This is a genomic window from Capnocytophaga sp. oral taxon 878, assembly GCF_002999135.1.
Lineage (GTDB): Bacteria > Bacteroidota > Bacteroidia > Flavobacteriales > Flavobacteriaceae > Capnocytophaga.
In genome coordinates this window covers 1,836,351-1,850,344 of the sequence record NZ_CP027229.1, presented here as the reverse complement: position 1 = coordinate 1,850,344, position 13,994 = coordinate 1,836,351, and the positions used below count along the sequence as shown (strand labels likewise).

Below are 13,994 nucleotides of genomic sequence, written 5' to 3'. Positions count from 1 at the left end.
AAAATGCTTACGAATCAAACCGCAAGAGTGAATTTTGCTTCCGTGAAACACACCCCTGAATATCCTGACTTTTTGGATATTCAAATTAAATCGTTTCAAGAGTTCTTTCAGATGGAAACCAAGTCGGAAGACCGAGTGCACGAGGGATTATTCCATACTTTTAAGGAAAACTTTCCTATATCTGACACTCGCAATCAATTCGTGCTTGAATTCCTTGACTATTTCGTAGACCCTCCGCGTTATTCAATAGAAGAATGTATAGAGAGAGGACTTACTTATAGTGTACCACTGAAAGCTCGTTTGAAGCTCTATTGCACCGACCCTGAGCACGAAGACTTTGAAACTATCGTACAAGATGTTTATTTAGGCACTGTGCCTTATATGACATCAAGCGGAACATTCGTTATCAATGGAGCTGAGCGTGTAGTAGTATCACAATTACATCGTTCGCCAGGGGTATTCTTTGGTCAGTCGTTTCACGCTAATGGTACCAAACTTTATTCGGCACGTATTATACCATTTAAGGGTTCTTGGATTGAGTTTGCTACTGATATCAATAATGTGATGTATGCGTATATTGACCGTAAAAAGAAGCTTCCAGTAACTACACTTTTCCGCGCTATTGGGTTTGAACGTGATAAAGATATATTAGAAATTTTTGACTTAGCTGAAGAAATTAAGGTTTCAAAAACTACTTTGAAAAAATACATAGGTAGACGCTTAGCTGCCCGTGTGCTTAATACTTGGCATGAGGACTTTGTGGATGAAGATACAGGAGAAGTAGTTTCAATAGAACGTAATGAGATTATTTTAGATCGTGATACAGTACTTGATGAAGATAATACTCAAGAGATTCTAGAAGCTAATGTAAAGGCTATTCTTTTGCATAAAGAGGACAGTCAGGCTACTGATTATACTATTATTCACAATACATTACAAAAAGACCCTACGAACTCTGAAAAAGAAGCAGTAGAACATATTTACCGACAATTGCGTAACGCAGAACCGCCTGATGAAGAAACAGCTCGTGGTATTATAGATAAGTTGTTCTTCTCAGACCAGCGTTATAACTTGGGAGATGTAGGACGTTATCGTATCAATAAAAAATTAGGTTTAGATACCCCTATGGAAAAGCAAGTGCTTACCAAAGAGGATATCATTACTATTGTAAAATATTTGATAGAGCTTATCAATTCAAAAGCTGAAGTAGATGATATTGACCACCTTTCAAACCGTCGTGTACGTACTGTAGGTGAACAGTTGGCAGCTCAGTTTGGTGTAGGTCTTTCTCGTATGGCACGTACTATTCGTGAACGTATGAATGTACGCGATAATGAGGTATTTACTCCTATTGATTTGATCAATGCTAAAACACTATCATCAGTTATTAATTCATTCTTTGGAACTAACCAGTTGTCTCAGTTCATGGACCAAACAAACCCATTGGCAGAGATAACTCACAAGCGACGTTTATCGGCTTTAGGACCTGGAGGTTTATCACGTGAACGTGCAGGCTTTGAGGTGCGAGATGTACACTATACTCACTATGGACGTTTGTGCCCTATTGAAACTCCTGAGGGGCCGAATATCGGGTTGATTTCATCATTAGCAGTGTTCTCAAAAGTAAATGGTATGGGCTTTATAGAAACTCCTTACCACAAGGTTACTAATGGGAAGGTAGACCTAAAAGATATGACTTACCTTACTGCTGAAGATGAGGAAGGCTTGCGCATTGGTATGGCAAACATTGCTTTGGATGGCAATGGTAAAATTACTGAGGAGAAAGTGGTAGTGAAGGAGGATGGAGACTTTCCTGTTATTGAACCTAATGAAGTACAATACATAGACGTTGCTCCGAACCAGATTGCATCTATATCGGCTTCACTTATTCCGTTCTTGGAACATGATGACGCGAACCGTGCGTTGATGGGATCGAATATGATGCGCCAAGCTGTACCTTTGTTAAAACCTGAGGCTCCTATTGTAGGAACAGGCTTGGAACGCCGTATTGCTTCGGACTCACGTGTACTAATGAATGCTGAAGGAGATGGTACTGTTGATTATGTAGATGCTGAGAAAATTATCATTACATACGATCGTACTGAAGAACAGAAGTTAGTAAGCTTTGATCCTGATGAGACTGTATATAACCTTATTAAGTTCCGCAAAACGAACCAAGGTACTTGTATTAACTTGAAGCCTATTGTAGAAAAAGGTGAACGAGTGAAAAAAGGACAAGTGCTTTGTGAGGGATATGCTACTGAAAATGGTGAATTGGCATTAGGGCGTAATATGAAAGTAGCTTTTATGCCTTGGAAGGGTTATAACTTTGAGGATGCGATTGTAATTTCGGAACGTGCTGTACGTGATGATATATTTACTTCTATCCATATTGATGAATACACCCTTGAGGTACGTGATACTAAATTGGGTGCAGAGGAACTTACTAATGATATTCCTAACGTATCGGAAGATGCTACTAAAGAGCTAGATGAGAATGGTATGATTCGCATTGGTGCAGAAGTACGACCAGGTGATATACTTATTGGTAAGATTACTCCTAAAGGAGAATCGGATCCTACTCCTGAAGAAAAGCTACTTCGTGCCATATTTGGGGATAAAGCAGGTGATGTTAAGGATGCATCACTTAAGGCTTCTCCTTCACTTTACGGTGTGGTAATTGACAAAAAACTGTTCTCACGTGCTGTAAAAGATAAACGTAAACGCAGTAAAGATAAAGAAGATGCTGCTGCCCTTGAAGCTGATTACAATGCTAAATTTGCAGCTTTGCGAGCTAAATTATTAGATAAAATCTATTCATTAGTAGCTGAGAAAACTTCGGAAGGAGTTGTAAATGACCTTGGTGAAGAGATTATTCCTAAAGGTAAGAAGTACTCTAAAAAGGCTCTTGAAGCTATTGAAGATTACGCACACCTTACCTCGGCAGGTTGGACTAATGATAGCCATATAAATGGTTTAATAGATGACTTATTGCATAACTATCGCATTCGTGAAAATGACTTGCAAGGTATGTTGCGCCGTGATAAGTTTACCCTTTCAGTAGGGGATGAGTTACCTGCGGGTATATTGAAATTGGCGAAGATATACATAGCTAAGAAGCGTAAGCTGAAAGTAGGTGATAAGATGGCAGGTAGACACGGTAATAAGGGTATCGTAGCACGTATTGTACGTGATGAGGATATGCCTTTCCTTGAAGATGGTACACCTGTAGACATCGTGTTGAACCCACTAGGGGTGCCTTCGCGTATGAACATCGGGCAGATATATGAAACGGTATTGGGCTGGGCAGGACAAAAGCTTGGTAAGAAGTTTGCAACGCCTATCTTTGATGGGGCATCATTAGAGCAAATTAATGAGCTTACTGATGAGGCTGGTGTGCCACGCTTTGGTCATACTTACTTATATGATGGTGGTACTGGTGAACGTTTTGACCAAAAAGCTACCGTGGGTGTGATTTATATGATCAAACTTGGACATATGATTGATGATAAGATGCACGCACGTTCTATAGGTCCGTACTCACTTATTACTCAGCAGCCATTAGGAGGTAAAGCACAGTTCGGTGGTCAGCGTTTTGGAGAGATGGAGGTATGGGCATTGGAGGCTTATGGAGCATCTAGTACCTTGCGTGAAATCTTGACTGTAAAATCTGATGATGTGGTAGGTAGAGCTAAGACTTATGAGGCTATAGTGAAAGGTGAAACTATGCCGGAACCAGGCTTGCCAGAATCATTCAATGTGTTGATGCACGAGCTTAAAGGCTTGGGCTTAGATATCAGGTTTGAGGAATAGAAAAACAATATGTCAAAGAACTGAGTAGAAGGGTTTCTTGAAACTTTTCGGGTGCAAAGTTCTGATGATTTTTTGAGCTTAACAAATTGTTGTTTCACTATGGTGCACAGTTGTAAAGCGAGAAATTACTAAAATACAGAAACCCAAATTATTGTGTAATGCAATAATTTGGGTTTCTTTTTTAGGAATTAGATAAAAAATGATATGCTTTTAGATATTTATTTAGCCGTAATCTATCTTCTTCGGTGAGTTCTTTTAATCTTGTAATATCGATATTGTCACGCAAATCATTGAGTTTTACTTTTATAGCTAAAGGGTTATTTTTAATACGTGTAATGAAATGCTGATAATCTTCATTGGGATGTTTGGTTAAACACTGTAAGGCAGTTATAATTTCTTCTGAAAAACCTTCTTTTTGTAGCGTTTCAAATGTGTAAGAGGTATCTTCTATTAAATCGTGTAAAATACCGCAGATTTTTTCATTTTCGGTTTGTCCTGCATTCATAACCCTAATGAGATGCATAAGGTAAGGAAATCCTGCTTTATCGGTTTGTCCTTTATGGGCTGCTGTAGCTATAAGTATGGCTTTTTCTAACATAATAATGTGGGTTATAATTCTAAGTTGTTTAAGGCAGCTAATAGTATTTCTACTCTTTGTTTGCAACTCTCGAAGAAAGTGTCATTTTTTACAATATCTGTCTCCCAAACTTCTACTGTTAGGTTATCGATGTTTTCATAAAAGGGGTACCATTGCGTTTCCTCAATAGGGATACCTTTTTCTTCTAAACGCTGGTGTAGGATTGCTTTATTTTCTGGTGAAAGTTTGTATTTTTCGGGGTTGTTACATACTCCGTAGTAATAGCTTCCTTCTTCAAAATCAAAACTAATTTCTATTTTTCCTTCCCATTTTGGATTAGTAAGGTAAAACCTTATGTAAGAATCGTAATTTTTATCTTCTACTTTCTCATAGTGGTATTCTAAGTTGTTACGTTTGGCAAATTCTTCCATTTTGGGGTTAAAATGCTTTTGGGCTAAGTAATCGAATACTTTGGTATAGTTTAGAAAGATGCTTTGTACGGCTTTTAAGTCGTTAAAATCGCCTAAGGTTTTTACTATTTCTTCTTGATTTTTGGTGTTCATATCTTGATTTGTAAGTGTTTTTAAATGGTTACTATATTGGATGAGGGTTTCACGTACTGTGGGTATGCGAGCTGATAGGGCAATACATTGGTCTAACCACTTGATGATAGTGTCGGAATAAGAAATGGGGAGGTAGCTGACCCCTTCGCTGCTTTGGAGTGAAGCCTTATCGCCGAAGAGTGTGAGGTAGTAGATGTTATGTGCTTTGTACTTATTTTGGGCGTATTGGTTGTAGCGTTTTAGTTGTTCGTGCTGATCGGTAGCATAGATTTTATTTTCTATGATAAGAGCGTTTTTTTGGTTGTCTTCTATAAGAATATCTATGCGTCCGTTATCGGTAGTGTATTCTGTATATATAATTGCTGTTGAGGGATTGAATGTAGGGGGTATAAAATCTTTGTTGATTAGGCTTAAAAAGGCTTGGAGGAAGGCTGATTTTAGTGAGTGAGAGCCGTTGGGGTTTAGCAATTCGGCAATAATGGCAGAATGGGTGTTTTCATAATGGTTTACTCCGCAGATGCGGAACATATTGAAGCGACCTCCGGTAGCGTCTAAAAGTTCGTTATTCTTTTGGGTGATGGTGGAGATTTGTTGCAATAGATTTTCTAAGATTTTCATAGGTTTTATAGTTAGTATTAATTTTAGGGGAATGGACTATTTTATTTTTGATAAAATCTTTTTAAAAGTATAAGTATTAAATAATACGTACAAAAGTACACTTTTTTATTTGTTCGGCAAAAATGAGGGATGTTTTTTAGGAGTTAGGTTTGGGGATGTGACAGGTAAGAAGGGGTAGAAATGGAGGAGAATTGATAATTGATAAAAATAGCTATAAAGTGGAGATTAATTGAGAAAAATGCAGTTTTTTGGGAGTTTTGTTGTGAATTTGGCAAAGAGGGTAGTTAGGATTGAAATGGTTGATAATCAGTGTTTTTATGTTTATACTTCGTTTATAGTTCGTTTATCCTTCGTTATAGGTTCGTTTAAAGTAGGTAAGAGATAAGAGTGAAGAGGTAAGAGAGTGGGGTGGAAAGGGCTGATTATCAGGTAAGAGATAAGAGGTAGGAGGAAAGAGAGTGGGGGGAAGGAATTTTTGAAGAATTCGCAATTTGGGTAGGAGGTAAGAGGTAGGGAGGGAGAAGGTGTGGATTGAGGTGGTTTTTTCTTTTTTAGAAAGGTTTTTTAAGTAAGACATATAATATAGCCAATGGGTAAATTAGTAAATTAATGAGGTTACAAAGATATAAAAAAATACTCATTGCTCATTGTTAATTGATAATTGTTTTGTATCTTTGCCGCAAATTTACTGCCGTATGAAAAAGAAAAAAACTATTATTATCATTGCTTCAGTAGTGATATTGTTACTGTTGGTAGTGGCTAAAAAAGTAGGTTGGCTGGGTGATGAAAACCCTGCTCCTGAGGTAGATATGCAAAAAGTGATACCTACGACTATTACTCAGAAGGTATCGGCGACGGGAAAGATACAGCCAGAACTGGAGATTAAGATATCATCGGAGGTATCGGGAGAGATTATAGAACTTCCGATAAAAGAAGGACAGATGGTGAAGAAAGGAGACTTGCTGGTGCGTATTAATCCGGATATATACCAATCGGTAGTGAAACGTAGTGCTGCGAGCTTGGAAACAGTGAGAGCGAGCTTACAACAAACAGAAGCAACCCTTAAAGAAGCTGAAGAGAGCTATAAACGCAACAAGATATTATTTGAAAAAGGAGTGATATCAAAGTCGGATTGGGATAAGGCAACTTCGGCTTATGAGGTGGCTAAGGCATCACGAGAGTCGGCACGATATAATGTGCAGAGTGCTATGGCAAGTGTATCGGAAGCTAGTGATAACTTGAAGAAGACGCTTATTTATTCGCCTACAGATGGTACTATATCAAAACTAAATGTGGAGCTGGGTGAGCGTGTAGTAGGAACGATACAGATGTCGGGTACTGAGATTATGCGTGTAGCAAACCTCAGTAATATGGAGGTAGAAGTAGATGTGAATGAGAATGATATTGTAAAGCTAAGTGTAGGAGACTCGGTGAATGTGGAAGTGGATGCTTATTTAAAGCGTGTGTTTAAGGGGACTGTTACTAATATAGCCAATACTGCTAATGCAACGACGAGTGTAGACCAAGTAACGAACTTTAAAGTTAAAATTCATATTGAAGAGTCATCATACACGGACTTATTACAAGGCAAAACAGCAGGTTACTCACCTTTTCGGCCAGGGATGACTGCTACAGTGGATATTATAACCCAAAAGAAAACAGATGTGGTAGCAGTGCCTATTAGTGCCATACTTGTGAAAAAGAAATCGGATGTTAATGCTAAAGCATCTAAAGAAGAAGGGGATAAGAAGATTGAAGCTGTATTTGTGCTGAAAGATGGTAAGGCTGAACTGCGTGAGGTAACTACAGGCATACAAGATAATGTGAATATAGAAATAATTTCGGGAGTGGGTAAAGATGAAGAGATTATTACCGGTCCGTATGCTGTAATTACTAAAAATCTAAAAAATGGTGATGTTGTAAAGGTTAGCAGTAAGAAATAAGGCTAATGTTATAGAGAATCTAATATCTGAGAAATAATTAAAAAAAAATACAAATATACAATGAAAAAGTTTTTACTATTATTGGGGGTGGCTGTATTGGGGCTGACCTCGTGTTCAAAAAAGGCGGAGAACTTAACTGTAATCCCTAAGGAGGCAACGGTAGTACTATCGTTTGATGTAGAGTCACTTTATAAAAAAGCTGATGTGAAGGAACTACAGAATTTACCTTCATTTCAGAAATTGAAACAAAGTATAAAAAAGGATAATGAATCGTTTGGGAAGTTATTTGAAGAGGTACTAAGAGACCCTAAATCGTCGGGGATTGACCTAAAGACAAATATTTACAATTTCTATCTTTTGCAAGGAGGCGATGTTGTGATAGGGGTCACTATGGCGCTTAAGAGTGATAGCAACTTTAAAGATTTTGTAAGTAAAATATACAAAAGTAAAGGGAAAGAGCTTGATATAGAAACCGTAGATGGCAGGAAAATAGTGCGAATAGAAGAAGATTTGACACTAGCATGGGATGGAGATAAGGCCTTACTACTTACTGATTTCTCGAATAGGAGTAACTATAAAGAAAACGTAAACAAATTCTTTTCACTGAAAAAAGATGAACAAGTAACCAAAGTAAAAGGTTTTGATGAGTTTTTAAGTGGAGAAAAGGATGTTAATTTCTGGATAGACTTTGAGACAGTGCTAAATCATCCTGGAATGGGATTGCTTGGTTCTGCCTATATGAGTATGATGAAATTACAGAAAGATACTAAAGTGTATGGCTTTGTAGACTTTGGTAAAGAGAACATCAAGGCTACGATGCACGGCTTGTATGGTGAAGAGTATGCTAAACTAATGAAACAATACGATGTGTATGATACATCATTTAATACAGAGGTATTAAAGTATTTCCCTGAAAAAATGCACTTTGCTTTTGCAGCGGCTTTCAACTTTAAGAACTATATTCAATTGATGAAATCACAGTTTAGTGGTATTGTAAGTGATAAAGAGATAAATAGAGAATTGGCTAAAGAAGGACTTACCCAAGATAATTTAAATAACTTATTGGCAGGGAGCTTTACTGTAGGACTTGTTAAACTTGAATCACATACTTATACTGGTACTACCCTTAGATTTGATGAGGATACATATGATTATAAGTGGGTGGAAGCGCCTCAAGAAACCTTATTGCCTATAATGAATGTGGCTTTGGAATTAAAAGATAAAACTCTTATTGATAGACTTGTGGAAAAAGGTAATTTACAAAAAGAGAATGGCTATTACAATCTTAAAGACTTATGGAATAGTGATTTGTATATGGCTTATACAGATAAAATGCTTTTTGCAAGTAATAGTGCTGCTGAGGTAGAAGGATTTTTGGCAGGAGGCTATAGTAATAATGCTACCAATACTGAGTTGGCTAAAGAAGCAAGTAAGAGCTTAATGTATGCTAAACTTGATTTGAATATTGATAACTATCCTAAGGCGTTAATAGAAAAGGTGCAAGATGAGTATTCTTTTTCTGTTTGGAAACGTTTTTCGGAAAGTATAGTAATAAAACGTGTGGATAACAATACTGCTGAGTTTGTATACAACCTTAAAGGAGTAGAGAAAAATATACTAAACAGTATATTTAAGGCAGTGGACGAGGAGCTTAAAGATGAATATTAAATTAGAGAATATAAAACCTACGTATATGTCGGGAGAGGAGATTTCTTCTTCCGACATTTACTTACAGAGGGGGGTGGAGTTTGAGCAAGGACAACGTTACCTTATAAGGGCACAGTCGGGACAAGGGAAAACTTCATTATTGAACTTTATTTATGGGGCGAGTTTTCAGTATGATGGTACTATTACTTATGATGGACACTTTGACAAAAAGGAAGTACAGGGTTATAGAATTGATACCTTGAGCTATGTGTATCAGGATTTGAAGCTATTCCCTACGCTTACCGCTTTTGAGAATATAGAGTTAAAAAACAGCCTGACAGGTTACAAAACAGAAGCAGAGATAAAGGCTCTTATTGATAGGGTAGGGCTGGGGCATAAGTGTGATACCTTGGTACAGACCCTGTCACTGGGGCAACGGCAGCGTATTGCGCTTATTAGAGCCTTGTGTCAGCCTTTTAAGTTTTTGTTATTGGATGAGCCTTTTAGTCATTTGGATGAGGTAAATACGGCTATTTTGGTGGATATTATTGAAGAGGAGCTTAAAGATAGGGGTGCTGGGTTATTGGTTACTTCGTTGGGGGGTAATGAGTATTTTAGGTATGATAAAAAACTTGATTTAGGTAAGAAGTAGGAGTATGATTTATAAATTACAAAAAGATACGCTGGTAAAATCACAAGTGGTGGGGTATGCTCTTACCCTGTGTATAGGGGTGTGCATACTGCTTACGGTGGTGCAACTGTACTGGGATGTGAAGCCTTTATTACAGCAGCAAACAGATGTGTTTTCGAGCAAGTATGCGGTGGTGAGCAAGAATATTTCGGCGTTTAGGACGATAGATAAAAGTGGTATTTATTTCAGCAATGAAGAGCAAGAGGCTTTGCAAAAGGAGTCGTTTGTGAAGAGTGTGTCGCACTTTACTCCTGCTACTTTCAAGATTGGGGCTTATACGGGTAAGGATGATAATTTACCGCTTTTTTATACTGATCTTTTTTTTGAGAGTATACCTGACCGCTACCTTGATGTGCAGACAGATGAGTGGCAATGGCAGCCTGATGATGCCTTTGTGCCGGTTATTATTCCTGAGAATTATTTGAATCTTTACAACTTTGGTTTTGCTGAAAGCCAAGGGTTGCCTGTGTTTTCAAAAAGTACTATTTCGCAGTTGAGTTTTCATTTGGAGGTGAGTGGTAATGGCAAGAGAGATAATTACCAGAGTAGGATTGTAGGTTTTTCGAGCAAAATAAACTCTATTTTGGTGCCTCAATCTTTTTTGGATTGGGCAAATAGGGAGTATGGGAGTACTGAAGTTACTAATACGAGTAGGCTGTTGGTGGAGTTTGAAAACCCATCGGATGAGCGGATATTGCAGTTTTTTAAGGAGAATGATTTATCGATAAACAAAGATGAGTTGGAGCTGAGCAAAATGAGTTTCTTTTTTCATTCGGCTTTGTTATTTGTGTTTGCTATAGCATTGATTATAATAGTTTTATCGGTGTCGTTTATATTGTTAAGTATTAATCTTATCATCCAGAAGCATAAGGAACAAATAGTGAATTTGTATCATATAGGTTATGGGGCGAGGCGTATTGCTAAGTTTTATCAGATAGTGGTGAGTGTGGTTACACTGCTTGCTGTGGGGGTAGCTGTGGGGGCTAGCATCTATATAAGGAAGTTATATACTGAAAAGCTGAATACTCTTTTTGAATTTGGCAATGAACAGAGTAGATTGCTGGTGGCAGCCTTGGTGCTGCTGGTAGTATTGGGTGTGTTATATAACTATCTGGTACTGAGAAGTATTAAAAGATTGGCAAATGTTTAATTATTTAGAATAAACAGGGTGTTGATTTAAAGTTAATAAATTCGAGAATTGGCCAATGCACGAGTGAGTGCATTGGCTTTTCTTGTTTTTAGGGGATTGAGGAAAATGCAATGTTTGGGGAGTTTTGTTGCGAATTTGGCAAAGAAGGATAGGGGAGATGAAGTGACTGAAAACCAAAGGAGTGACTTTTATCCTTCGTTTATAGTTCGTTTATCCTTCGTTATAGGTTCGTTTAAAGTAGGTAAAAGATAAGAGGTAAGGGGTAAAAGGGTGGGGCAGAAAGAGGTGATTATCAGGTGGGAGATAAGTGGTAGGGGGGTGGAGAGTGAGGATGGATATTTTTGAGATATTGGCAAGGAAAAAGGAAAATAAGTGAGAATTTTTTAATGTTAAGAGAGGGGGTGTTTTTAGAGGTTTTGTGGTTATGGTTTGATGAGAAGAAAACGCCATATCAATTTAAATATAAGTTTTGTAAATTGGTAAATTATTTGTAATTTTGCGCCCTAAAACTATTCATTTAGAAATGTTGAAATTAAAGATTTTCTTGTTTTGCTTGTTTTTTACTTCGGTTATAGCTGTGGCTCAGGTAAATAACAATGCATCTAACAACGTGGATATTACCACTGTAAATGTTGATAATTTAACGGATAGCCAGATACAAAATGCTTGGGGGAGAGCCCAAGCGCAGGGGTATACTGTGGATCAGTTTGTGGCTATGGCGCGTGCTCGTGGTATGCAAGAGCAGCAAGCTATGAAGCTGAAACAGCGTATTTTACAGTTGGGTAGTGCCACTAATAAAAGCAAAACGGCAACTGATAACGACAAGCTTCGCAAGCCTGCTGATGAAGATGATATCTTTGGTTATACTGGCAAAGAAAAGAAAGAGCCTGTAGAGGAGGACGAAGTAAAAAAAGATAAGAAGAAGGTTATATTTGGGATGGATTTTTTCAAAAATCCTAAAATATCATTTACCCCGAACTTGAATATGGCAACGCCAGAGAACTACCAAGTAGGTCCTGGTGATGAGCTATTGGTGGAAGTATGGGGGGCAACGGAAGGTAATTTTAAGCAAAAAGTAGATGCCGAAGGGAATATTTTCTTAAATGGAGTAGGGCGTATACATGTGGGAGGACTTTCGTTTGCTGAGGTAAAGACTAAGATAAATGCGTTTTTGAAACGTATTTATTCGGGTATATCGGCACCTGATGGTAGTTATGCTAAGATACATACAGGGGTTACCATTACCCAAGTGCGTACAGTGAAGGTTAACATCATTGGTGAGGTAGTAGTGCCAGGTACTTACTCGCTTAGCTCACTTTCGACAGTATTGAATGCTTTGTATGCATGTGGAGGTCCGTCGGAAAACGGGACTTTTCGTGAGATAAACCTTGTGAGAGGAGGAAAGAAGGTAGCTACATTTGATATTTATGATTTTCTTATCAATGGTTCGGAAAAGGGCAATATTGGGTTGCAAGACCAAGATGTGATAGTAGTATCGCCTTACAAAAACCGTGTGTGGGTAGAAGGAGAGGTAAAGCGCAAAGGTTTTTATGAAACATTGGATAATGAGACACTGGCGAACTTGGTGAGCTTTTTTGGAGGATTTACCTCTGATGCCTTTACAAATACCTTAGTGCTGGAACGCATTAAAGAGGCAAAACGTGAGGTGAAAGAGATATCATTTGCAGATATTTCAAAACTAAAGATGCAAAATGGAGACCGCCTGAAAGTGCACCAAATAACTGATGAGTACCAAAATAGACTTAGCATAGGAGGGGCAGTGTACCAGCCAGGTGTGTATGAGTTTAGAGAAGGGATGACCGCACTTGACCTTTTGAATAAAGCTAATGGAGTGAAAAAGGATGCGTCATTGAATAGGGGACTTATTTTCCGTACTGAAAACCGTGTGGATTATAAAACACTTAGTTTTTCGGTAAAAGATCTTCTAGAGAAAAAGGATAATATTCCGCTAAAGGATAATGATAGTTTATATATTTTCTATAAGGATTCATTACAGTTTAAACGCTTTGTAAAAGTAGAAGGAGCTGTAAATAAGCCACGTGAATTGGCGTATATGGAAGATATGAAGGTAGAGGATGCGATATCTTTGGCAGGAGGACTTTCTAACGGAGCTGATCCTTCGGTAATAGAGGTTTTTAGAGAGCAGAATGATGGTAACTTCCAGAGGCTAAGTCAGGTATTTAAAGTATCGTCTAATAATGAATTGAAGCCAGAAGGAGAGTCGCTTACTTTGCAGCCTAATGATATAGTTTCGGTACGTTATATTAAAGGATTTACGCCTATGCAAACGGTATCGGTAATGGGAGAAGTATTATACCCAGGGGTGTATAGCATACAAAGTAAGAATGAACGTATATCAGACCTTTTGGATCGCGTAGGCGGGTTTACTCCTTATGCTTATAAAGCAGGCGCTACTTTAGTTCGCAAGAAGACAGATGAAGGAGAAATACAGCAAGAAGACTTTTTAAATGATTTGGTAAGTCTTGAGGAAGCAAATGATAGTACCCAATCACTTAAAAAAGCAGCTAAGAAGACTAGTGAATATCGTATAGGTATTGATTTGGATAAAATATTAAAGAATAAACACAGCAAATACGACTTATTGCTTAATGAAGGCGATATGCTGATGATACCATCGGAAAAACAGACTATAGAGATACGTGGTGAAGTATTAGCACCTTCACTGGTACGTTACCAAAGCGGACAATCATTGCGTAGATATATAGAACAAGCAGGAGGTTTTAGTAGCAGAGCTAAAAAGAGTTCGGTTTATGTATTGTATGCTAATGGTGATATTAAAGCAACTCGTACCTCATTGTTTTTTAATAACTACCCAAGTTTAGAGCCTGGGGCTATTATTATAGTGCCATCAAAACCTGAGCGTCAACGCTTATCAACAGGTGAAACAGTAGGTATTATTTCGGCTATAACTACTATGGGTGTACTTATTTACAATGTATTAAAAAATTAA

At 37.8% G+C, this 13,994-nt stretch carries 8 protein-coding genes; 6 read left to right on the top strand and 2 right to left on the bottom strand.

Features of this window, described 5'->3' with window-relative positions:
- The first annotated feature begins 3 nt into the window (after positions 1-3).
- Entirely contained in the window at positions 4-3,813 is a 3,810-nt protein-coding gene (rpoB, locus tag C4H12_RS08305) for a DNA-directed RNA polymerase subunit beta (protein WP_106098514.1), read from the top strand.
- A gap of 181 nt (positions 3,814-3,994) precedes the next feature.
- Here rpoB and C4H12_RS08300 read toward each other — a convergent pair whose 3' ends face one another.
- Both C4H12_RS08300 and C4H12_RS08295 read right to left on the bottom strand, forming a co-directional pair.
- The gene (locus tag C4H12_RS08300; protein WP_106098513.1) at positions 3,995-4,411 is read right to left on the bottom strand and encodes a phosphohydrolase; all 417 of its coding nucleotides are present in this window, start codon (positions 4,409-4,411) and stop codon (positions 3,995-3,997) included.
- A gap of 11 nt (positions 4,412-4,422) precedes the next feature.
- The gene (locus C4H12_RS08295; protein WP_106098512.1) at positions 4,423-5,571 is read right to left on the bottom strand and encodes a PD-(D/E)XK nuclease family protein; all 1,149 of its coding nucleotides are present in this window, start codon (positions 5,569-5,571) and stop codon (positions 4,423-4,425) included.
- 695 nt (positions 5,572-6,266) lie between these two features.
- Here C4H12_RS08295 and C4H12_RS08285 point away from each other — a divergent pair.
- The 5 genes from C4H12_RS08285 (at position 6,267) to C4H12_RS08260 (ending at position 13,994) form a co-directional block, all read left to right on the top strand.
- Positions 6,267-7,514, top strand: a complete 1,248-nt coding sequence (locus C4H12_RS08285) for an efflux RND transporter periplasmic adaptor subunit (RefSeq protein ID WP_106098510.1) — start codon at positions 6,267-6,269, stop codon at positions 7,512-7,514.
- 60 nt (positions 7,515-7,574) lie between these two features.
- Positions 7,575-9,182, top strand: a complete 1,608-nt coding sequence (locus C4H12_RS08280) for a DUF4836 family protein (protein WP_106098509.1) — start codon at positions 7,575-7,577, stop codon at positions 9,180-9,182.
- Positions 9,172-9,813 (top strand): ATP-binding cassette domain-containing protein, encoded by a 642-nt coding sequence (locus C4H12_RS08275; RefSeq protein ID WP_254424734.1) that lies wholly within the window; start codon positions 9,172-9,174, stop codon positions 9,811-9,813. The genes C4H12_RS08280 and C4H12_RS08275 overlap by 11 nt, the downstream gene beginning before the upstream one ends.
- Positions 9,814-9,817: 4 nt before the next feature.
- A complete protein-coding gene (locus C4H12_RS08270; protein ID WP_106098508.1) occupies positions 9,818-11,002 on the top strand; it encodes an FtsX-like permease family protein in 1,185 nt (394 codons plus the stop codon).
- 523 nt (positions 11,003-11,525) lie between these two features.
- The gene (locus C4H12_RS08260; RefSeq protein WP_106098506.1) at positions 11,526-13,994 is read left to right on the top strand and encodes an SLBB domain-containing protein; all 2,469 of its coding nucleotides are present in this window, start codon (positions 11,526-11,528) and stop codon (positions 13,992-13,994) included.